Genomic DNA, 22656 nt, shown 5'->3' with positions numbered 1-22656 from the left:
TAAAAACTATGCCATAAGAAGCGCCTATCTCATTAAATGAGATAGGCGCTTTTTCGCGTGTAATATAGCTAAAAAAAACTACTTAACATTATATCTTTTAGCAATGACCTTACTGCGTTTCTGTGTCTCATTAGCGGTGCAAACATTAGCGCTAATCTGGGCGTATACCACAGAATTATTCATTGGACCTTCGTATTCAAAGTCACACTTATCATTACGATCCTTTAACCATATACGCTGTTCTTTATCCAACTGCTGTTGTTGTGTCGTATTCAAAGTACGATAAGCACTCATATAGATTTTATTAAGACGATTTTTTTCGACTACAATCGCATCGTTACCACAATCATAAGCCACTTCCATATAAGCGTCTTCACAGTTATATTGATTTTCCACAAATGCAGCCTGTGCCAACTGCAAGGTAGCTAGAGACAAAGTAGCAGTCCCTAGAGCGGTTAAAAAGCTGGTTTTTAACTTCATAACTGCATCTCAATATTCATAAAATAAGGTTTATTGAGTATAAGAAAGAACGCGCATCAATGAAAGCTAAAAATTAATATTTATTTACTGCCGAATCAAGCGGCTTGGCTGTGGCATTAAGCGGATATCACTGACGCGACAAGGGTTGATATCGATACCGCCTCGGCGTGTATACCAAGCGCGAACCATCAGCTCACTTGGCTCATAGTATTGACTCAAATCAGCAAATATTTGCTCCACACATTGCTCATGAAAACCATTATGCTGACGAAAACTTAAGATATAACGCAGCATTCCAACCTCATCGACTGTTTTATTACTGGTCATCAAAACCGCCAACGTCCCCCAATCTGGCTGATTGGTCACCGGACAATTACTGCGTAGTAAATTAGAATAGAAAATATAAGGCTCAGTGCCAGTATTTTCTAAAATAGAGCTACTGTTTAAATCTTTATCACTACTTAGCAATGATGCATCAGGATGCTCACACAATGCGACTTTTTCGCTACTATTAGCAAGCGCGTCATCAATACAAACACCCTCAGGTTGAGCCACCAATAATCCTGATGTCTTATTATGCAAGTCGTCATTTAAGCCAAACAACTCAACTTGTACTTCTGCTTGTACACAGGCTGATAAGTCTTTAGCAATCAGCGCTTGCACATCATTCCAACTAGCGAATTCAGTAAAGTTGATACTGTTTAGATAGAGCTTAAGTGACTTTGACTCAACGATAAATGGCGAGCTGGCTTGAATACCAAAGCGTGCTATCGCAACCTGCGAGATACCCTGTTGATTTAACCAAGACATCTCAAATGCCTGCCACCAATCGATGCCAACCATTAACTTATCGTCTTGCCAGCCAATGACATCGCGACCCATACTGCGAGCGATAGGATATAAAGTCTCGGGACTATACTCGGTTGGATAGTCAGTGGTTTGCTCACCCAAGATACCGTGAATACTCATAAGTTACTTACCTTTCATGCTTAAATATAATGAAATAAAAACCAGTCATTTTACAGCAATGGGCTATTTTATGGGAATCATTTGCCACTCTGATGAACTAGCATTTTTGACCAAGCTAAAACGTACTCGATAGCCGACATCATCTGTTTCATTGATAAGATAATAAAAATCGATTAAAACACTATTCTTACTTCGCCATTCAATATCTACATTTTCAAAACTATGTCTTTGGTCTCGATTTTGATAAGAATCCAAATGCGCTTTTAATTCGCTGGGGTCACTCTCGTAAACAATCTGATAGTCGCCCTCCTTCTGCTTTTGCCAAATCGTAATATTTTCTTCATCTATATAACGCTCTACTGTAATAATACGTTCTTTGTTGGGTGACACACTTAAATCGATACCATCAAATTCTTGACTAAATCCAGTTTTGAGATTAATAAGTACAGTACTTTCTATTTCGGGAAAACTTCTCAACAAGTACAGCAGTTGTCTTTTCGTCATGATCATACAACGAAAAATAAGAGTGGGATTGGCCGTCAGGAGCAAACATCTCATCACGAAAAACCAACGGTAAGCTTCGATTGGGTACTTGAATATATATCGTATCTTTTTCTCTCGAAACGCGATTGCTCAATCCCCATTTTCCGCTAAGCTTGTTATCATGTTTCTCTAAGCTGATCTCAAGGCATTTCCTATAAGAGACCAGACTGTCGTATTCACACTCATTATCAAAGTAATCTGATTTTCTGGCTGGGTCTAGTACTTTCCAAACATAGTCATCCGTCGTCGCTTGGGGCAGGTCTGCTTGTGCTGGCATTGATAGCATTAGCAGTATTGCACTCGTCATACAGATGCGAATTGAATTAACTACTGGTAGAGTTACTTGCATATGAGAGCTAGACCTTTTTATTTTTTTTAATCGTTGGTATTAACATCAGGTAAAACTCTCTGCCATTCACCCTCTTATTATCAGCCGCATAAATATAGCGCACGCGAAATGCTACCGTGTCAGTGGGATTGACTCTGTAATAAAAATCAACGTTAACTTTATTATCGCTTGTCCAACTGATATCTCGCGCTTCATATACCTCATGCTTTTTATTATCATCATTTTGTTCATATAATTCATTACTAGCAAATATCGTTGCATAGCGTCCGTCATTATTCCCTTTTTGACGCTCCCATATCATGATATCTTTGGTCATACCTTGCCTACCATTAAACCCTACCACTTGAGTCATATCGTCAGAAAACTTAAGATTGGTCGCATATAGCTCTTGCCAGCTCCCCGTGTTTAAATCGACAATGACAGTCGCTTGAGTCTCATACATAGTATGTAGTAACTGTAATAAATGATGCACTTTATCGTAGTACTGCAATTCATAGTGAGCGCTATGTTCCTCTTCAAACGGTTCAAGATAATCCTTAAATACCAATGACTGCTTATGGTTGGGTGTATTATATAAATGGTATCTTTTTCTCGAATAACGCGGTCACTCAAGCCCCATTTTCGGCTTTGAAAATTATCAGCTTGGGCTAACGATTTAAAAATACAGTTTTCATAATCTTTAAACGTTCGATATTCAGTATGATTGTATCGACAGCTGTCTTCATATCAGTCTATGGCTACAGGCGCAGGGACTTTTATCCATACCTCTTCATTTGTCGATGGCTCTAAAGCTAAAGGCGCTGCCTGTGCATCTAAGGATGCTATTGTGGTCAATATAAATAGTCTGCGACAGTCAACACCGTTATACAATGAGAGATAGCGATCATTTACCTACTACCTTCATACAGTTGCCACTTATCCGTTGAGGCATTTTTAATAAAGGTATATCGTACTCTAAAAGCCGCTGAATCCGCTTCATTCAACTTATAAAAAGAATCTGCATAAAACTTATCACCATTTACCCAAGTAAAGATTTCGCTATCATAAACCTGCTGTGCTTTATCTGCTTGATAAAACTTTTTATGATTGTCGTAGTTTTTTGAATCGTCACTACTGCTATAGACTTGTTTATAGTAGCCTTCATAGTAACCGCTATCTTGTCGCTCCAAAATATTGACGTGTTCCGTCGCTCCCATTTCACTTTCAAAACCGACTATATATCTCATATCAGGAGAGATACTTAGCTTTGAGACTAAAATCTTGCCAAAACCCAGTAGCCAAATTGACTAGCGTCAAGCTCTCTCCTTCATAAAATCTTTGATGTATTGTCAGTAATTTCCGTGATTTATCGTAGTCTTGTAGCGAATAATAAGGATTGAAATCCTCCTCATAAGGGCTCGAGTAGTCAACAAATACTAGTGGATTTTTCCGATTAGCGACTTTGATATAAATGGCATTTCTCTCTCTAAAGACTTTATCGCTGATATTCCATTGCTTACTAAGCGCATTATCTGCATCTTCCCTCAAGTTATACAGACAGTTTTGTAGCGCATCATAAGTTTCATATTTGTAGTCATTATGGCAATCATACTTATACGTTGCAGGATCTACAGGCGTCTCCATGACGACCCAATCATAATCATCCATTGCCGCAAATGGTGCTGCGATGGCAATGCTCGTGATTGTACTCAATAAAGTGGCTGTAAAAGCCTTACTCATACTTCTGACGACAAAAAAATTTTCATAAAAAAAGCCCAACAATGTTGGACTCTTATAATAAGGTGACAAGCTACATTTTACAAACTAATCTACAAGCGCACACGTGAGCCATTACTGAGTAAACGATAGGCGATGGTATAGAATACCGCACAGAAGACAAAAAGCGGCCATTGAATACCAGACATTCACATCAGAATAACCAAGAATACCGTAACGGAATGAGTTCACCATATAAACGATAGGATTTAATAGCGAGATATTTTGCCAAAATGGTGACAAGTTTTCCATCGAGTAAAACACACCGCCAAGATATGTCAATGGCGTAAGCACAAAACTTGGAATGATAGAGATATCATCAAATGAGCGAGCAAACACGGCGTTTATAAAGCCACCAAGTGAAAATAAGATAGACGTACCCAGTACCGTAAATACCGTCACAAATAAATGCTCAATGCCAAGGTCGGTAAAAAATAGTGCGACTATCGAAACGATGATACCAATGGCCAGTCCACGAAAGATACCCCCACTAATATAGCCCATCAAAATCGCATGTTTGGATACGGGAGAGACCAATAGCTCCTCGATACTGGAGGTGAACTTAGCACTAAAGAAGCTTGATACCACATTGGAGTAACTGTTGGTAATAATCGACATCATAATGAGGCCAGGCACGATAAACTGCATGTATGGTACGCCGCCCATTTCACCGACACGCGAGCCAATCATCTTACCGAAGATGACAAAATAGAGACTCATCGTAATCACTGGTGGCAGCAAGGTCTGTGGCCAAATACGCAGAATTCGGCGAACCTCTTTTAACAAAATGGTGCGAAAAGCAATCCACTTTTTATTCCATGACATGGTTTTATTAGGATCTATCATTTCTTGACTCACAATCCTGCCTCCTTCATGCTGTCTGCACTTTGGATATTTTTGTCTACTAAGCGCATAAATAGCTCTTCTAGTCGATTGGCTTTATTACGCATACTGGCTACCGTGATACCTTGCTCAGATAACTGGTCAAAAACACCATTCAACGATTCGCCTTCAGTCAGTGTGACTTCAAGCGTCTGATCATCAGGCTGCGATGTGTCTGTCACTCCTGCCAAAACCAATTGACGCGTAAGCGGTGTCTCCAAATCAAACACAAAGGTCTCAACCGATAGCTGCGCTAGCAAGTCCTTCATCTCAGTATTAATACGAATCTCACCATGATCCAAAATCGCAATGCGTTTGCACAGCTGCTCCGCTTCTTCAAGATAATGAGTCGTCAGAATAATCGTGGTGTTTTCTTCGATATTAATCTGCTGCATAAACTCCCACATAGAGCGGCGTAACTCGATATCTACCCCAGCGGTTGGCTCATCCAAAATCAATAATTTTGGCTTATGAATCAGCGCCCTTGCAATCATCAACCGGCGCTTCATACCACCTGATAGCTCACGTGACTTGCTATTGCGCTTGTCCCATAGACCTAGCGCCATTAATAATCGTTTTGCCCGTGGGCGTGCTTCTTTGGCAGGAATGCCAAAGTAACCGGCCTGTGTAATCAAAAATCTTCGACTTTTTCGAACATATTAAAATTAAACTCTTGTGGGACGATACCAAGATACTGTTTAGCGACAGACGGATTCTCTAGTAAGTCGGTGCCAAAGATCTTTACGCTGCCAGTGGTTGGTTTAAAAAGCGAGCTAATAATACCAATCATGGTTGATTTACCAGCACCATTTGGCCCCAGCAACGCAAAAAAACCTCCTTGCGGGACGGTTAAACTGACATCTTTGAGTGCCGAAAACCCATTGCTATAGGTTTTGGATAAATTCTGGATAGCAAGTGCTGGTACCTCAGACATGAAAACCTCTTTATTGGTTATAAATTTATGTAAAAATGTTTTTAGAATATAAACAGACAGAAGATACTGTGTAGTGTCATAAAGTGAGGCTAGTGTCGATGAATTTCAACTGTAATGCCTTAGAAGTACCGTATTGATAATACTCATCATTAAAAAAGCGCCTATCTCATTTAATGAAATAGGCGCTCCACTGATATATAGGGTAAAAGGCTTAGCCAGATATTCAATACTATTAGCTTGCTTCACCAACCATATAATCGACAGCGTTTTGAACTTCTTCATCAGGGATATCAGCGCCACCTTTAGCAGGCATGGCGTTAAAACCATTGATAGCATGAGTATATAATGTTTCTTTACCTTTGGAGATACGTGGTCCCCATGCACCAGCGTCACCTAAGATTGGTGAGCCAAGTAGACCTGCCGCATGACAAGTCTGACATACAGCATTGTATACTGCTTTGCCATCACGAGGACCATCACCAGCTGATGGGCCAGCGGCACGTGCCGTCACATCACAAACTTCATCGTCTTCAAAGCACACTTTAGCAACTGGCTGAATGCGAGCAATTAAGTTAGGATACAAAGCAATCAGCTTTTGCACTTGCGGCGTATCTTGCGGAATAGGCTCTTCATCAACCGCAGGTGCGGCAGCGGCAGTTTCTGCGGCAGGTGCATCGCCATCAGTCGTATCTGCAGCAGCTTGGGTATCATCACCCAACTGCTCAGGCGCATTTGCTACCACTTCCTGCGCCGCTGCTACATCAGAAACAGTTACAGGAGTGTCTACAACACTTTCAGCTTGGCTCACCGCGATACTAGCGATTCCTAGAATGGCAGCTGCCGATAACATAACTACTTTTCTCATTCGTCACGTTCTCTTATTACATATACAAAGGCTCATACGGCTCAGACATTCTGCTTGTCCTCCTTTGACAACCAAATAGTTATCAATAGCAAACAGCCATCCCGCGTACTAGCACACTTGTAATCGGTGATTATAAATATGAATTCTCCCTGTCATTATAAGGGAAAAGGCAGGTAGATTGCCATGCCTGTTTAATGACTATCCTGTTTTTTCTTAAAAAACATCAATCACTGTCTTCATTCATTGGCTTTATGGATTTTATTTGTTAGACTAAGCGGTCTTTATTTTTCGACATCTTTACTGCTCATAACGCTCGTTTAGGCATGATGTTGATAATACCGTACGCCATTGTTATTATGCGCTCGTAGCTCAGTTGGATAGAGTATCGGTCTCCGAAGCCGAGGGTCGTGGGTTCGATTCCCGCCGAGCGCACCAATCAACGTATTTATAATCTTTGTTTCATCCTTCCTTAGTATTAACCTAAATCTCAAATATACATCAACCCCGCGCTCAAAATATTTGCGGCTTTTCTGTGCCTATAGATTTCAGAATCTCTCACCTATAACACTCGCCTATTCTGCTTGCTGCAAATTAGCTGCTAGCTGGGCACGGTTAGGCACACGATGATAATTAATCACAGGCACGTTACCCAACAGGCGCTGACCTGAAGCAATTTTCTTATCCATCGTAATCATTGCAATTTTCCTATCTTGTTTACTGAGCAATAAGTGATTGGTCTTGCGTGTGACTCGATAATCAGGAAAATACTGTTTGATCAGCACGGAGGTTTTTTGCAGGTCGTCATTAATAGGTTTTTTCACGCTTTTAGACGATTTATATGAATTGTCTCACCCACTTTTACGCCGCGTGACTTTGCCAACAACCATAAAGCGGCAATAACGGCAAACAATATGACAAGCCACCAAATTCCATCTATCATTAGAAGAGATATCCATTATTAGCAAGGGTTGGCTCATGTTAGCAGAATTATCCAGCGTTAATAGCAGAAGTAGAACTTGCTGCTAAATTATTGACATCCAAACAGCATATTTGCATCTTAACGGGTGCAGGGATTTCAGCCGAAAGTGGCATTCCAACTTTTCGAGATAAGCAAACAGGCTTGTGGGAAAACTATGGTGTGGAAGACTTGGCGACACCTGAGGCTTTCACTCGTGATCCAACTGGTGTGGTCATGGTATCAATGGCGCAGGCAATTGGTCGCAGATAAAAAACCGAATCCTGCACATTTTGCCTTAGCGCAGTGGCAATACCATACTCAGTCGTCCAATCAATCATTAACGCTTATCACTCAAAATGTTGATGATTTACATGAGCAAGCTGGCAGTACGGTAACTCATTTGCATGGCAATCTGTGGCATAACCGCTGTAGTCAATGCGAGACAGTCTACCAAAGTCAATCGAGGGGTTCGTATCATAGCGAGGATACAATCAATTTTGATGACACACTGATGACCTGTCGCCATTGCGATGGCTATATCAGACCAGATATCGTTTGGTTTGGCGAAGCATTACCAGTACAAGCATGGCAAACGGCAGAAGATACGGCGGCGAACTGCGAGGTATTTATCAGTATTGGCACCTCCAGTCTCGTCTATCCTGCCGCTGGACTCGCACAGTTAGCGAAGCAAAATGGTGCCAAAATTATTGAGATAAATCCCAATCCAACGCCGAATACTATTGTGGATATCATCTTAGCAGAAAAAGCTGGTGTGATTATGCCGTTATTAATCCAGAAAATCACTGCGCTCTAGTCGCCTGAACCTAAGTCGCCTGAACCTAAGTCGCTTGAACTTAAAAAGCATACCGTATAAAAAAGAAAAGGCTTAACGATTGATATCAACCGTTAAGCCTCGGATCTAAAACCTAGTCATAGTTGATTTACTTTAGCGCCAGATCAACTTTCGCCAAATATGCTGCTTTTAATTCATCACTAATAAATGAGGCATTAAAGGAGTTCTTTACCAAAGTAACAACATCATCTTCTGTCAGCGGTAAATTTGCGCATATATTTATAAAGTTCTGATTCATGTAACCTTTGAAATAGGCTGGGTCGTCTGAGTTTATGGTGATATTTAGACCATAATCTAGCAGCTCTTTGATATTGTGTTCTGTGTAATTATCAAAGACTTTTAGCTCAATATTTGAGTTCGGGCAAACGGTCAGCGGCATTTGCTCATCTTTCAGTCTTTGCATCAACTCTGGGCTTTTTATCGATTGCACACCATGATCGATTCTATTGATATTTAATAAGTCCAGTGCTTCGTAAATGTACGAAAAATCTGCCTCTTCACCAGCATGGGCGACCAGCTTAAAACCTGCTTCTTTAGCTTTTTTGAAGACATCTTTGAATTTCGATGGTGGATTGCCCAGCTCCGACGAATCAAGACCGACACCGATGATGTCATCTTTGAATGCCAGTGCTTGCTCCAACGTCTCAAACGCTTCTTCTTGTGATAAATGCCTTAGGAAACACATGATAATACAAGAGGTAATACCATATTTTTCTTTGGCATCTGCAAGCGCTTCTTTGATGCCTGTTATCACCACTTCAAAAGATATGCCTCGTTCAGTATGCGTCTGCGGGTCAAAAAATATCTCTGTGTGAATGACGTTGTCTTCAACACACTTAAGTATATATTCCCACGTTAAATCATAAAAATCATCTTTAGTGATCAGGACATTTGCGCCTGCATAGTAGATATCTAAAAAGGTTTGCAAGTTGGTAAAGTTGTAGGCATTGCGCACATCTTCTATGTTTTTATAGGGAATCTCTATCTGGTTCTTTTTGGCCAATCTAAACATCAGCTCAGGTTCTAGTGAGCCTTCATATGTAAATGCAGCTCAGCTTTTGGTAATTTCTTTATTAAATCAATCATAGGATTCCAGTGACGGCTTTTTGTAGTAGAGTACTTTTGAGAAGTGCTTTTGAGAAGTGCCTTTATAATGCAAAGCCGTATAGCGCTTGAGCAATATATCAGTCACCCTCGATTTCTAGAGGCGCTATTATATTGTAATTGATGCCGAACCCCATAAAAGACACGATGCTAGCAAAATAACAAGCCATCAGATTCCCTCATCTACGTTACTTCAAAAACACCACGTATCAGACAACTCGTTACCCGCTGGATCCTGCTCCAAATGATATACTGACGCAGCACTTGCCCACTTCATCTAACAATTCAGCAAGCTTTCTTCGGTTTTTTTGATTGGCAATACCTGACACGGCCTTTATCACACATCGCCCGCCAAACGGTGGGGCTGACATGAGCACTGATACCACGATCAGCTACGATCTCTAACTGATGCTCGCAAATATTGACATACACCAAGACGCCCGTATTCTCTTCAGTATCCCAAACTCGATACTCACTAAACAGCTCAATCGCACGTTCGCGACAGCCAATATAGTACGCCTCTTGAATCGGCAGATGGTTTTCTACAATCAAAAACACCTCACCCCGATGCCCTCGCTCTGCACGGGTCACCTCGTCTGTCAAACGTGCTTTGGCTGCTGCTGTTAACCATTTACTATGCAATATAGGAATAAATAAGACTTGACGCCACCAGCGGGCAAACTGGGATTTGACGCGTTGTTTTCTGACATTTTACTATTTCCTCAAATACGTCATTGCTGACGGTCGTTTAGTATCTGTTTTTACTTAGCATCTACCAAGCGTCTACCACGAGCCACCAGCACCGCCGCCACCAAAACCGCCGCCACCACCCCGAAGCCGCCGCCGCCAAAACCCCACCTCCAGAGCCGCCGCCCATACCGGGTAGGAATACCATGCCGCCGCCTCTACGACCGCCGCCAGATCCACCTTTACCACCACCGCCACCACCTCGTGAAATCAAAAATAGCCATAAGAAGATAGCCATAAACGGTCATAAAAAACCACCGCCTAAGGCTAACGATCCCGCAAAAAAACCACCAGCAGTAATAATAGAACCAAATACACGACCAAAATATGTAATAAAAGCTTCCAAATCATTGCCATAATAAATAAAAATATGGGTGATGGTAGCTCGTCTGAACCTTGTTGTGCACTACGCTCGCTGCTTGCGCATCAGCACGGGCCAATACCTCAGGATCAGCAGTCAGCCGCGTTTTGAGCGCGTCAACGCCAGCTATTATCCCAGCGCCATAGTTATTTTTCTTAAATAACGGCGTGATATCTTCACGAATAATACGATTGACGGCAGCATCTGGTAAAACACCCTCTAGTCCGTAACCCGTCAAAATGTACATATCACGGTCATTGACGGCGACTACCATGAGTAAGCCATCATCATGTCTTTATTGCCCAGCTGCCACTTCTCAGCTACTTTGTAGAGCATAGTCAAAGATAGGAACACCATTGGTCGTAGGAACGATAACCACCGCTGCTTGCGCAAGACCTTGCTGATAAATATTCTAAGCTGCGCCTCTAGACGCTGTTTTTCTTGCGGATTTAAAATATGCCTGATCAACGACAGGATTATTTAATATAAGTTTATTGGCATCGACACTGGTGCATTCGACTGTATAGGAGAAGGATTTGCGGCTGTTGACCCAACTGTTGCCTCATTATTAGCCACATTAGGGTTGATCGCCTCATTACCTAAAAAGGCATCATTGATTGCATCATTACCCAATACAGCGTCATTGATCGCTTCATTAGACTCGCCCGCTTGGCAATCGCTACCAAGTCCTCAACACTACGACTTTGCATGTCTGAGGTGCTATCAATGGCTTCATTAGGCGCAGCATACAACACAGGCGCACTATTGATGCTGAGTGTGAACAGTAATACTGATAGGATTGCTTTTGAATTGTTCATCTAATCTATACCACCTCAAGTGACATCTGTACTGAGTGAATCTACGTGATACCATTCACAAAAATTAGCATAGCAAAAAAACCAAATTTGACATAGCTAATCGTACTTTTTGGATTTGGTATTAAGTTTAATAGGCATTCATATCCATCAATACCTTTAAAAATGTGGCTAAGCAAACTAGTGGCTAACTAAGCTAAACGATAAAAATGCAAACAAACAGAGCGGCAAATCCCGCTCTGTTTTCATCTATTTAATCACCACTACTCAGCTGTCGCTGACTTATCATCACCGAAGTCAACACTTGGTGCGGTTGAAATAGCGTCTTCATTCGCCACGCTAAAGTTTGGCTTGGCATTCATACCAAATACTTTTGCTGTAATGTTGGTTGGGAACTGGCGCACCGTCGTATTATAGCTTTGCACTTCTTGAATATAACGGTTACGAGCGACGGCAATACGGTTTTCAGTGCCTTCGAGCTGGGCTTGTAAGTCTTGGAACAAAGCATCTGACTTTAACTCAGGATAACGTTCAGAGACAGCCATCAAACGTGATAGTGCACCTGTCATCTGTTCCTGTGCAGCTGCATAACGCTCCATCGCTTCTGGATCATTCAGTACTTCTGGCGTCACCGTAATGCTACTAGCACGAGAGCGTGCCTCAGCTACTTGAGTAAACACTTCTTGTTCTTGCTCAGCATACTGCTGCACGACTTTGATAAGTTTGGCACCAAATCAGCGCGGGCGTTGATATTGGTTCACACTTCTGACCACGATGCGGTAACTTGCTCATCTTGAGCTTGCAGGTTGTTGTAGCCACAACCGCTTAGACCAACGGTAGACGTCGCTAACACGGCCGCGAGCAATATGGGTTTTACAATTGATTGACGCGTCATCATTGTTTCTCCTAATAATGGTAAATAATAAATAGCCAGTAACACTTTTTTAATAATTTTTTAAAGCTTGTGTTTTGAAGCTGATAAATGAGGTCATGCAAATGTATGTCTATTTATATTGAAGCCGTATATTTTTTATAATAAAGGCAAATCACTTATATTAAAGCCACACTAAACAAAAAACAGCAGTTAATGATTACGATAGCAATCGTATGCCGCCCTATGATCTCGTCTTATCAACGAAACGAAACTATAGGATAAGATATCTTACACAATGATGGCGCTATCTCATTATTTTTACAATTAGCCGTTACCAAAACACAACCGCAAAACCACACTGCTATCCCATGACTATTGCTCGTTTTTATTACCTATCATTGATAACATCTACCTCACAAATATCATCGAACCACTGGCATTATCTTTAGTGCATAGCTTGTCCAGTATAGAGGAGTGACAGATAAGCGGTTAATGATCGCTCTGTTTTTGTGTAGTTGATGTGGCTTTATCTATTGATTCGATATCTAACAATGGTCAAAACATACGATATTTTATCGTTATTTGTAGTCATATCTTCCTGACTCAATATGAATATATATGCTTCTGTACAAAGAAAATTCTAGTAATTACGACAAAAATATGGCAAATTGCAGTTACGTAGCCGTACGGTTTGAATACATTTGGTAGTGGACTTATGGCTTGATTAGTATTAGCGAGTTGTTGATTTCTATGTAAAATATTACTCAATTATTAGAGATTCGCTTAATCGTTTCAATCAGCCACACCGACCCTGTAGTCAATCGATACCGCTCACAAAAAGTTGAATGCTATCGGCATGATAAGTATTTAATATTATAACCGCCTGTTTTATCCACCGGTCTACTGAACATTCATCTCAGATATTAAGTGATAAGATAAATGTCGCAGTAATTGAGACAGCTTACGCCTTGCAACTATGCTGATACGCATATCGTCGGTAATAAGCTTAAGCAAACTGTCAATGTTACTGATAAACCAAGCGGATAACGACAGACAACTACAGTCCATTCTTAGTGGCTAAGCGCGTATGAGACTTAACGGATATACATGAGTCAATGTAGATAATTTAACTGCTTAACTTAAATAAGTAAGTTAACCAGTTAGCTTACTCCTAGCATACAGAGCCACTTTGAGACAGTACTAGGAATATACATATGGAAGGTTTAGTTAACTTAGTAAACGGAATTATCTGGAGCCCCGCACTGATCTATCTGTGCTTGGGCGCGGGCCTATTTTATTCCATTATGACGCGCTTCGTACAAGTGCGTCTGTTCGGTGAAATGATCAAATTACTCTTTACTGGTAAATCTAGTGATCAAGGTATTTCATCATTTCAGGCACTTGCCGTATCACTCGCAGGACGCGTGGGTATGGGTAACATCGCTGGGGTAGCTGCGGCTATCGGTTTCGGTGGCCCAGGTGCCGTATTTTGGATGTGGGTCGTGGCCTTCTTAGGCGCATCTACTGCTTATGTTGAGTCTACGCTCGCACAGATTTATAAAGAAAAAGACGTCATCACTGGCGAATATCGCGGTGGCCCAGCTTACTATTTTGAGCGCGCACTTGGCCAAAAATGGTATGGCATCCTCTTTGCAATCTCATCTATCCTCGCTTGTGGTATATTTTTACCAGGTGTACAGGCAAACGGCGTTATCAATGCTTTCGCACAGGTAATGGGCGAAGGGTCTGTTATGAGCATTGGCGCCTTAGAAGTTGGCTCAATGCGTCTAGTAGCCTTAGCCATTATCCTTGTGGTATTAGGTATTATCATTTTTGGTGGTATCAAGCGTATCGCAACGTTTACCGAGTATGCCGTTCCTTTTATGGCATTGGGCTATATCGTTCTTGCACTAATCATCATGTTTACTAACTTTGATATGATTCCACAAGTATTCGGTCTAATCGTTAGCGATGCCTTTACTGCTCAAGCAGGTTTTGGTGCAGCGATTGGTTGGGGCGTAAAACGTGGTATTTACTCAAATGAAGCAGGTCAAGGTACAGGTCCTCATGCTGCTGCTGCTGCTGAAGTTGAGCATCCATCACAGCAGGGTTTGGTTCAGGCATTCTCATATGTCGATACCCTATTAGTATGTTCTGCTACTGCCTTCATGATCCTAACCATGGGTACTTACAACATTCAAGGGACATTACCAGACGGTCAGTTCATCGTACAGAATGTCGCTGCTACCACTGAAATCAACGCCCCTGCATTCACGCAAATGGCGATGGAATCTGTTTATGGTGGTTTTGGTAACACCTTTATCGCTATTGCTGTCTTCTTCTTTGCCTTCACCACTATCTTGGCTTACTACTACATCGCTGAAGTGAACGTTGCTTATCTAACGCGCTTTGTCGGTCGCAGTGCCAACAAGACTGGTCTATTCTTAGTCAAAATCTTAATCATGGTGATGGTTGCTTACGGCGGCCTAAACTCAGCTGGCTACATTTGGGCTATTGGTGATATTGGTGTTGGGCTTATGGCTTGGTTGAACATCGTTGGTATTTTGGTCATCTTCATTGTGGCTCGTCCAACACTTACCATGCTAAAAGACTATGAAGCACAGCGTAAAGCAGGTGTTGAGCGCTACAGTTTTGATCCTGCAAAATTCGGCATCAAAAACGCCCCTTATTGGGAAGAGCGTCATCTAAAAGAGCAACAAAGAATGGCAGCAGATCCACTACGCAAAGAGCATAAGTAATATTCTATAACGTAGCTACTATTCTTTAACATAATTGTTATTCAAACCTCCAAAGCAAAAGCCCGAAACCATCGTTTCGGGCTTTTCTGTTTCAAACCTTTGCATTCATAAGCCTTCAATAGATATCTTACATAAGTCATCATTACTCTTTAAACTTGCATTAGTGTGAACCAATGAGAAGCTATTTATCTTACTCTCCATTACATTGAACCGTTTTCATGCGACTGACTTATATCAATGCTATGGTAAGCATTAGGTATCCCCCAAACGCAAAAAAGCCCAGCTCAATAGCTAGGCTTCTTCGACGTTATTATTTAAATAATTAATTAGTCATAAATAAAGAGGCTATAGAAACAACTTACTCAGGCATCAATACTGCATCGATAGTGTGAACCACACCGTTCGTTGCCATGATATCTGTACCAGTAATATTAGCCGTGTTACCAGTCGCATCAGTGATAACATTAGCATCGCTAATATTGATAGTAGCACCATTTACAGTAGCAACATCAGTACCATAAGGAATGTCAGCTGCCATAACGACCATCGGTACTACGTGATACGGAAGTACTTTTTTCAGTAGATCTGTATCGGCTAATAGCTCTTCTTTAGTAACGCCTAGCTTCTCTAACACAGGAGCAAATGCATCATCAGTTGGTGCAAATACCGTATAAGTCCCAGCATCCATCATCATTGTATCTAAGCCAGCAGCTTGTAATGCAGCCGTTAGAATCGTTAGATTTTCGTTGCCAGCTGCTATTTCAGCAATGCTTTGCGTCGCAGCAGTATCGGCCATTGGATCGGCTTCAGTCATTGGCTCAACTTCGGCAACGGGCTCTACAACCACTTCTTCAGTAGTCACTTCAGGCTCAACAGGATCAGTAGCTGCTTCTTTATCATTACAAGCGGCTAATGACATGACAGCTGTAACGACAGCGATAGAAAGTAAGTTTTTCTTCAACATAAGTATTTCCTTATAAAGGGATGGTCTGTTAAGTGACTCGTTTAACAAATAACTTAACCCAGTTAATGTATATAACAGCGAACCACTTATCTATTGCAAATGATAGCAACTAAACAATAGTAATAATGTCGCCTCTGCTATCTATACCAATAACTATAATTTTAACTGATTAATTTCGGATTAATGCTTACTTAGGTAGCAACACTGTATCGATCACGTGTACAACTCCATTGTTCGCTTGTATATTCGCGGTCACGATATTAGAGGTACGATCTCTCCCATCGGTAATTTGTTTTTTATCGTCAAATGTGATGCTGCTGCCTTCCAGCATCTCTTGACTGCCTGCCATAATTTCAGAGGCAAAGACGCGGTCGTCTTTAATCACATGATAGGTGAGCACTTTCGTCAACAGCGGCTTATCTTGTAATAGCTGTTCTTTACTTATATTAAGTTCAGCTAATAATTTAGCAAAAGCGGCATTGTTTGGCGCAAATACGGTAAAGTCAGCATCTTCATTGGCGAGGGCGTCAGCCAGTCCTGCTGCTACCACCGCCTCTTTGAGGATACTGAGATCCTCTGTGGCAACGGCTAGATCGACTATAGACTTGTCAGTAGGTAGCAATACGTCGTCAATGAGGTGAATGACGCCATTAGTGGCCAATACATCTGTTTTGATAATTTTAGAGGTATCCCCACTTGCATCCATAATGACATTGGCATCACTAATAGAGAACGCTTGACCATTGACCGTTTCGATACTGTCGCCATAAGGAATGTCAGCAGCTTTGACTGTCATATTGGGGATAACATGATAAGTTAAGACCATGGTTAATAGCTCTTTGTCAGCCAATAACTCTTCTGATGTCACATCGAGCTCTTCCAATAATTCAGCAAATGCAGCATCAGTAGGTGCAAATACAGTAAATTCGTCCTCTGATGACATCAAAACTTTATCAAGTCCAGATGCCTTTAACGCAGCATTAAGAATGGTTAGATCTTTATTTTCAGCAGCAATTTCTGCAATATTTTGTGTTGGCGCTTCTACAACAACTGAAAAATCATTGTCATCGTCATTACAAGCGGCTAGCGGCAGAACGGTCATGGCAAGCGCCAGAGATAATAGGGTTCTTTTTAGCATGAGTATATCCTTATGTATGAGTTCAGATGAACCATCTACTTTTTCAGTAGCATCCGTCGAATGATTAAAGTCGAATGATTGAAATTGTTAAATGATCAAAGCTTTCAACAAGAAACAAAGATGACTGTCGTTCATTGTCGTAGTGTTAAACAATAATGATGACACGCTTAAAAAATATCTCAAACATTCTAAATGCCAGCAATTTCATTTAGAAAAGCTTCATCTAAGACCGTTGGCAATTAAAATAGCGTGTATTTAATAGTCATGTCATCAAAGACGGTAGCTGGTACTCATACCAGCTTCATCATACAAAGTAATAGGGATATAATTCTTTAGCTGTAATTTTGAAATCTATCTTATTTGGGCAGTAATACTCTATCGATAACATGTACTACGCCGTTATTCGCAGCAATATCGGTTTTTATAATATTGGTAGTACGACCATTTTCGTCCATCAATTTGCCCTGATTGGTGACCATCAGAGTATCTTTACTGAACATAGTAATATTGCCCGGTTTAACGTCTTTCGCATACACTGGCGCAGCACCGTTAATCACGTGATAGCCTAAAATCTTAGTCAATAGTGGCTTGTTGGCAAATAGTTGTGCTTTGCTCATGCCTGTTTCTTGCAGAACTTGTACAAATGCGGCATTGGTCGGCGCAAATATTGTATAGTTTGCATTCGGGTTAGACAAAGCACCCGCCAAATCTGCCGCTACGACGGCTTCGACCAGTAGCGAGAAGTCAGGATTACTTTGGGCAACTTGTACCACATTCATTTTTGCCATAGATTGACTGTGCATAGGTGCTTTCATCGCTGCGCTTTTGCTTGGCATCATATTATTACAAGCACTTAAACCAGCGATTGAGAGTGCTAATGTACCGATGGTAGCAATTTTAGTAAGCTTCATAACATTATCCTTAATGATTAAGTATTTATTGACTGTTCTATAACTGTCTTGCAGATTAGATCGTCTTCCCTTATAGCAAATACTGGCGCTAATAATATTGATAAATGCCAAGTGTCATTGAATACAACTATTAACATTTACTAGTAAGTATTGCTTATGAAACATCAATCCTTCTGAAATTAAATTAACATATAACCAAGCTTTATCAATTCCTCTTTACGCAACTTTTTGTAGTACAGGTGTAAACTCTGTCTGACTTTTAAGCACAATCGTTGTGCTTTCATTTATAGAAACAAAGCTTTATGTAATCTTTAAGCGAAATGATATTCATTTGTTCCTAATCGCTTAATGGCATAAACTTTGAACATCATGCTCCCTCAATCAACAGGCAGATTTTTTGTCTAGCATATTGCCAAAGAGGAATAAGTACTGTCCCACGTGAGGTATGATTTTCATGCTAGAATAATGCGGATTTGCCCACGCTTTTTATGAATGTTGCACGCTATTTATTATTCTTATTACTTCCCCTTTTATAACATTGACGATATAAGCAGCGCTCCTATGACTCAAACGATGACTTCTCAATCTTCCTACTTCTAGTCCATCATCCGCTGATGACTTTATTTTAACGCCACCTGCCGTGTTTCCTTATAAAGAACAGCAATTGACGGCACGTGCCCGTATCACCGAGCAAATGGCGTCACGCATCTTGATGTTAGATGGGGCGATGGGTACACAGATTCAGACCTATAAATTAGAAGAAGCGGATTATCGTGGTGAGCGTTTTGCCGATATCAATCAAGACGTACGCGGTAACAATGATTTATTGGTACTGACACAGCCGCACATGATTAAAGACATTCATCACGATCATCTGCTAGCTGGTGCCGATATCATCGAGACCAATACCTTTAACGGTACGCGTCTGTCGATGGCTGACTACGATATGCAGTATCTAGTGCCTGAGCTGAATAAGACAGCAGCCAAGATTGCCCGTCAAGCGGCGGATGAATTTACGGCAAAAACGCCTGAGAAACCGCGTTTTGTCGCTGGTGTTGTGGGACCAACCTCACGCACGTGCTCGCTATCACCTGACGTCAATGACCCAGCTTTTCGTAACATTACCTTTGACGAATTGGTACTAAATTACCGTGAAGCAACTTTATGCCTGATAGAAGGTGGTGTTGATCTCATCCTCATCGAAACAATTTTTGATACGCTCAATGCCAAAGCAGCAATCTTTGCCATTACCGGCGTGTTTGATGACATTGGTTTTGAATTACCGATTATGATTTCGGGCACCATTACCGATGCCTCAGGTCGAACGCTATCAGGTCAAACCGCCGAAGCCTTTTATAACTCAATTCGCCATGCCAAGCCATTATCGGTTGGCTTTAACTGCGCATTAGGCGCTGATGCACTGCGTCCGCATATCCAAACGCTGTCGAACATTGCTAATACCTATGTGTCAGCGCATCCAAACGCAGGTCTGCCCAACGAGTTTGGTGAATATGATGAAACAGCTGAACAAACCGCTGCCCTACTCGAAAGTTTTGCCAAAGCGGGTATTTTAAACATCGTGGGTGGCTGTTGTGGTACGACGCCTGAGCATATCCGTCGAATCGCTAAAATGGTGGCAAATTATCCACCGCGCGTCATTCCAGATATCCCACCTGCCTGCCGTTTGTCAGGTCTTGAGCCATTTACTATTAATTCTGATAGCTTGTTTGTCAACGTGGGTGAACGTACCAACGTGACAGGCTCTAAAAAGTTTTTACGCTTGATCAAAACCGAAGCCTATACCGAAGCACTCGATGTGGCGCGAGATCAGGTCGAAGGCGGCGCGCAAATCGTCGATATCAATATGGATGAGGGCATGCTCGACTCCAAGCAAGCGATGATTCATTTCGTCAACTTGGTGTCTGGTGAACCTGATATCAGCCGCGTACCGCTGATGATTGACTCGTCTAAATGGGACATCATCGAAGAAGGTCTTAAGCGTATCCAAGGCAAGTCCGTTGTCAACTCTATCTCATTAAAAGAAGGTCATACTGAATTCGTTGAGCGTGCCAAGCTCTGTATGCGCTACGGTGCCGCCGTTATCGTCATGGCATTTGATGAAGACGGTCAAGCCGATACTTACGAGCGTAAGATTCAGATTTGTCAGCGCAGCTATGATGTGTTGGTCAATGAAGTTGGTTTCCCATCAGAAGACATTATTTTGACCCGAACATTTTTGCCGTTGCCACTGGTATCACTGAGCACAATAATTATGGTGCGGACTTTATCAACGCCACCAAATGGATTACCGATAACTTGCCCAATGCGATGGTATCGGGTGGTGTCTCTAACGTGTCGTTTAGTTTCCGTGGTAACCCTATCCGTGAAGCCATCAACTCCGTATTCCTCTATCATGCGATTCAGAATGGTCTGACGATGGGTATCGTCAACCCTGCCATGCTTGAGCTGTATGATGATATTCCAAAGGAAGCACGCGACGCTATCGAAGATGTGATGCTCAACCGCAACCAAGGTGAGAGCGGTCAAGACGCCACCGAACGTCTGATGACTGTGGCTGAAAACTACCAAAACGGTGGCAAGAAAAAAGACAGCACCGTTGATATGAGCTGGCGCGAAGGCACGGTAGAAGAACGCATCGCCCATGCACTGGTCAAAGGCATCACTATTATAGAGGCCGATACCAAAGAAGCATGGGAGAAATACCCCAAGCCGCTAGAAGTCATCGAAGGGCCATTGATGGACGGGATGAACATCGTCGGCGACTTATTTGGTGCCGGTAAAATGTTTTTACCACAAGTGGTGAAATCTGCGCGAGTGATGAAACAATCCGTTGCATGGCTAAATCCGTATATCGAAGCAGAAAAAGTCGAGGGTGAAAAGAAAGGCAAAATCCTCATGGCGACCGTCAAAGGCGATGTCCATGATATCGGTAAAAACATCGTCGGCGTGGTGCTGGGCTGTAATGGCTATGATATTGTTGATCTGGGTGTCATGGTGCCGTGTGAAAAAATCCTCGATACCGCTATCGCAGAAGAAGTCGATATCATTGGCTTATCAGGTCTGATTACCCCAAGTCTCGATGAGATGGTCTATGTCGCCAAGCAAATGCAAGAGCGCGGCATGACGCTACCCTTGATGATTGGCGGTGCAACGACCTCCAAAGCGCATACCGCGGTCAAAGTCGAGCCACAATACCAAAATGATGCCGTCATCTATGTATCTGATGCCTCACGCTCAGTCGGTGTAGTCACTAAACTGCTCTCCAAAGAATACCGTCAAGCGCTTATCGATGAAACTCGCGAAGAGTATGTCAAGGTACGTGAACGCCTTGCTAAGCGTCAACCAAAGGCGGCGAAGGTCACGTATGCCGAATCGGTCAAAATTGGCTTTCAGTATGATTGGGAAAACTATGTGCCACCAGTCCCCAATAAGCTGGGGCAAGTGATATTTGATGACTATCCAATCGCTAACTTGCTGCCTTATATCGACTGGACACCATTCTTTATCTCTTGGGGTCTGGTCGGTAAGTATCCGAAAATATTGCAAGATGATGTAGTCGGCGAAGCGGCACGCGATTTGTTCGATAATGCCAATGAGCTGATGCAAAAGATGATTGATGAAAAATTAATCGTCGCCAAAGGGGTGTTCAAACTTATGCCAGCTCGCCGTACGGGTGCCGATACCGTTACTGTCTATGACCGTACTACTAAAGGCGGCGCAGCAGAATATCAATTCGAGCACTTACGTCAGCAAAGCGACAAGGCCAGCGGCAAGCCTAACTTTAGCTTGGCAGACTTTATCTCACCATCTAACACCCACACTGACCACTTGGGCGGCTTTACCGTCTCTATCGTCGGTACAGAAGCACTGGCTGAAAAGTACAAAGCAGCAGGTGATGACTATAATGCCATCATGGTGCAGGCATTGTCTGATCGCTTAGCTGAAGCCTTTGCTGAGCATCTGCATGAGCTCATCCGTAAAGAGTATTGGGGCTATCAACCGACTGAATCACTCACTAATGATGAGATGATCAAAGAGAAATACGTGGGTATCCGCCCTGCGCCTGGCTACCCTGCCTGCCCTGAGCATACCGAAAAAGGCAAATTGTTTGATTGGCTCGGTACGGTAGATGCGATTGGTACAACGCTAACCGAAAGCTATGCGATGTGGCCTGCGTCATCGGTCAGCGGATTCTATTACTCGCATCCTGACAGTGAGTATTTCAACGTCGGTAAGATAAGCCGTGATCAGTTAGAGAGTTATGCTGAGCGTAAAGGCTGGGATATGAAGACTGCTGAGAAGTGGTTAAATCCGAATTTGTAGGAGTGTTTTATTAAACAACAGAAAAGCGGGCTTCTATTTGAAAGCCCGCTT

The 22656-nt window shown here is 42.1% G+C and carries 20 protein-coding genes, 1 tRNA gene and 5 pseudogenes; 5 read left to right on the top strand and 21 right to left on the bottom strand.

Translation table 11 applies throughout. From position 1 onward, the window contains the following. Nucleotides 1-78: 78 nt before the first annotated feature. The 10 genes and pseudogenes from G7Y90_RS06955 to G7Y90_RS06910 all read right to left on the bottom strand — a co-directional run bounded on the left by G7Y90_RS06955 (nt 79) and on the right by G7Y90_RS06910 (nt 6777). Nucleotides 79-480: a lysozyme inhibitor LprI family protein gene (locus tag G7Y90_RS06955; protein ID WP_250163759.1), complete on the bottom strand. Its 402-nt coding sequence runs from the start codon at nt 478-480 to the stop codon at nt 79-81. Nucleotides 481-564: 84 nt separating this feature from the next. Beyond that, nucleotides 565-1449 carry an NADPH-dependent 7-cyano-7-deazaguanine reductase QueF gene (gene queF, locus G7Y90_RS06950; RefSeq protein ID WP_250163758.1) on the bottom strand — a complete coding sequence of 295 codons (885 nt, stop codon included), beginning with the start codon at nt 1447-1449 and terminating at the stop codon, nt 565-567. 63 nt (nt 1450-1512) lie between these two features. Next, on the bottom strand, nt 1513-1926 hold the full coding sequence (locus tag G7Y90_RS06945; protein ID WP_250163757.1) for a hypothetical protein: 414 nt from the start codon (nt 1924-1926) through the stop codon (nt 1513-1515). Continuing rightward, nucleotides 1886-2269, bottom strand: a complete 384-nt coding sequence (locus G7Y90_RS06940) for a hypothetical protein (RefSeq protein WP_250163756.1) — start codon at nt 2267-2269, stop codon at nt 1886-1888. Before G7Y90_RS06940 ends, G7Y90_RS06945 begins: the two co-directional genes overlap by 41 nt. A 79-nt stretch (nt 2270-2348) precedes the next feature. Further along, entirely contained in the window at nt 2349-2888 is a 540-nt protein-coding gene (locus G7Y90_RS06935; RefSeq protein ID WP_250163755.1) for a hypothetical protein, read from the bottom strand. A 340-nt stretch (nt 2889-3228) separates the two neighbouring features. Continuing rightward, nucleotides 3229-3567: a hypothetical protein gene (locus tag G7Y90_RS06930; RefSeq protein ID WP_250163754.1), complete on the bottom strand. Its 339-nt coding sequence runs from the start codon at nt 3565-3567 to the stop codon at nt 3229-3231. Nucleotide 3568: 1 nt separating this feature from the next. Further along, on the bottom strand, nt 3569-4033 hold the full coding sequence (locus G7Y90_RS06925) for a hypothetical protein (protein ID WP_250163753.1): 465 nt from the start codon (nt 4031-4033) through the stop codon (nt 3569-3571). Between the two features lie 116 nt (nt 4034-4149). After that, a pseudogene (locus G7Y90_RS06920) lies at nt 4150-4921 on the bottom strand (ABC transporter permease). Between the two features lie 29 nt (nt 4922-4950). Beyond that, a pseudogene (locus G7Y90_RS06915) lies at nt 4951-5912 on the bottom strand (ABC transporter ATP-binding protein). A 232-nt stretch (nt 5913-6144) separates the two neighbouring features. Continuing rightward, nucleotides 6145-6777, bottom strand: coding sequence for a c-type cytochrome (locus G7Y90_RS06910; RefSeq protein WP_201540400.1), 633 nt, complete (start codon nt 6775-6777; stop codon nt 6145-6147). A gap of 358 nt (nt 6778-7135) precedes the next feature. On the opposite strand from G7Y90_RS06910, the gene G7Y90_RS06905 reads away from it, so the two are divergent. Next, nucleotides 7136-7212: transfer RNA gene (locus tag G7Y90_RS06905), tRNA-Arg, on the top strand. A gap of 137 nt (nt 7213-7349) precedes the next feature. Here G7Y90_RS06905 and G7Y90_RS06900 read toward each other — a convergent pair. Both G7Y90_RS06900 and G7Y90_RS17790 read right to left on the bottom strand, forming a co-directional pair. Further along, nucleotides 7350-7598, bottom strand: coding sequence for a hypothetical protein (locus G7Y90_RS06900; RefSeq protein WP_250163752.1), 249 nt, complete (start codon nt 7596-7598; stop codon nt 7350-7352). Beyond that, the gene (locus G7Y90_RS17790; protein WP_284143848.1) at nt 7595-7717 is read right to left on the bottom strand and encodes a hypothetical protein; all 123 of its coding nucleotides are present in this window, start codon (nt 7715-7717) and stop codon (nt 7595-7597) included. Before G7Y90_RS17790 ends, G7Y90_RS06900 begins: the two co-directional genes overlap by 4 nt. Before the next feature lie 90 nt (nt 7718-7807). Here G7Y90_RS17790 and G7Y90_RS17785 point away from each other — a divergent pair, with 90 nt between their 5' ends. Both G7Y90_RS17785 and G7Y90_RS06895 read left to right on the top strand, forming a co-directional pair. After that, nucleotides 7808-8005, top strand: a complete 198-nt coding sequence (locus G7Y90_RS17785; protein ID WP_284143847.1) for a Sir2 family NAD-dependent protein deacetylase — start codon at nt 7808-7810, stop codon at nt 8003-8005. Then, nucleotides 7992-8549, top strand: a complete 558-nt coding sequence (locus tag G7Y90_RS06895) for an SIR2 family NAD-dependent protein deacylase (protein WP_284143846.1) — start codon at nt 7992-7994, stop codon at nt 8547-8549. The genes G7Y90_RS17785 and G7Y90_RS06895 overlap by 14 nt, the downstream gene beginning before the upstream one ends. Nucleotides 8550-8676: 127 nt before the next feature. Here the strand turns inward: G7Y90_RS06895 and G7Y90_RS06890 are convergent. From G7Y90_RS06890 to G7Y90_RS06865, 6 genes and pseudogenes are all read right to left on the bottom strand, one after another. After that, a pseudogene (locus tag G7Y90_RS06890) lies at nt 8677-9674 on the bottom strand (adenosine deaminase). A 303-nt stretch (nt 9675-9977) separates the two neighbouring features. Continuing rightward, on the bottom strand, nt 9978-10283 hold the full coding sequence (locus G7Y90_RS06885) for a TPM domain-containing protein (RefSeq protein ID WP_250163751.1): 306 nt from the start codon (nt 10281-10283) through the stop codon (nt 9978-9980). Nucleotides 10284-10464: 181 nt separating this feature from the next. Then, nucleotides 10465-10677, bottom strand: a complete 213-nt coding sequence (locus G7Y90_RS06880; protein WP_250163750.1) for a hypothetical protein — start codon at nt 10675-10677, stop codon at nt 10465-10467. Nucleotides 10678-10786: 109 nt separating this feature from the next. Beyond that, entirely contained in the window at nt 10787-11074 is a 288-nt protein-coding gene (locus G7Y90_RS06875; protein WP_250163749.1) for a TPM domain-containing protein, read from the bottom strand. A gap of 325 nt (nt 11075-11399) precedes the next feature. Continuing rightward, on the bottom strand, nt 11400-11618 hold the full coding sequence (locus tag G7Y90_RS06870; protein ID WP_250163748.1) for a hypothetical protein: 219 nt from the start codon (nt 11616-11618) through the stop codon (nt 11400-11402). 260 nt (nt 11619-11878) lie between these two features. After that, nucleotides 11879-12510: pseudogene (locus G7Y90_RS06865) on the bottom strand (LemA family protein). A 1193-nt stretch (nt 12511-13703) separates the two neighbouring features. Here G7Y90_RS06865 and G7Y90_RS06860 point away from each other — a divergent pair. After that, nucleotides 13704-15248 carry an alanine/glycine:cation symporter family protein gene (locus tag G7Y90_RS06860; RefSeq protein WP_250163747.1) on the top strand — a complete coding sequence of 515 codons (1545 nt, stop codon included), beginning with the start codon at nt 13704-13706 and terminating at the stop codon, nt 15246-15248. A gap of 358 nt (nt 15249-15606) precedes the next feature. Here G7Y90_RS06860 and G7Y90_RS06855 read toward each other — a convergent pair whose 3' ends face one another. The 3 genes from G7Y90_RS06855 to G7Y90_RS06845 form a co-directional block, all read right to left on the bottom strand. After that, the gene (locus tag G7Y90_RS06855) at nt 15607-16212 is read right to left on the bottom strand and encodes a fasciclin domain-containing protein (RefSeq protein ID WP_250163746.1); all 606 of its coding nucleotides are present in this window, start codon (nt 16210-16212) and stop codon (nt 15607-15609) included. A gap of 187 nt (nt 16213-16399) precedes the next feature. Next, entirely contained in the window at nt 16400-17350 is a 951-nt protein-coding gene (locus tag G7Y90_RS06850; RefSeq protein WP_250163745.1) for a fasciclin domain-containing protein, read from the bottom strand. A 356-nt stretch (nt 17351-17706) separates the two neighbouring features. Beyond that, complete coding sequence (locus G7Y90_RS06845; RefSeq protein ID WP_045447723.1) at nt 17707-18261, bottom strand: fasciclin domain-containing protein; 555 nt, start codon at nt 18259-18261, stop codon at nt 17707-17709. Nucleotides 18262-18925: 664 nt separating this feature from the next. Between G7Y90_RS06845 and metH the strand changes: the two are divergent. After that, nucleotides 18926-22605 (top strand): annotated as a pseudogene (gene metH, locus G7Y90_RS06840) (methionine synthase). The last annotated feature ends 51 nt before the right edge of the window (nt 22606-22656 follow it).

Source organism: Psychrobacter sp. WY6, assembly GCF_018448495.1.
Lineage (GTDB): Bacteria > Pseudomonadota > Gammaproteobacteria > Pseudomonadales > Moraxellaceae > Psychrobacter.
This window is presented reverse-complemented; position numbering and strand designations above follow the sequence as displayed.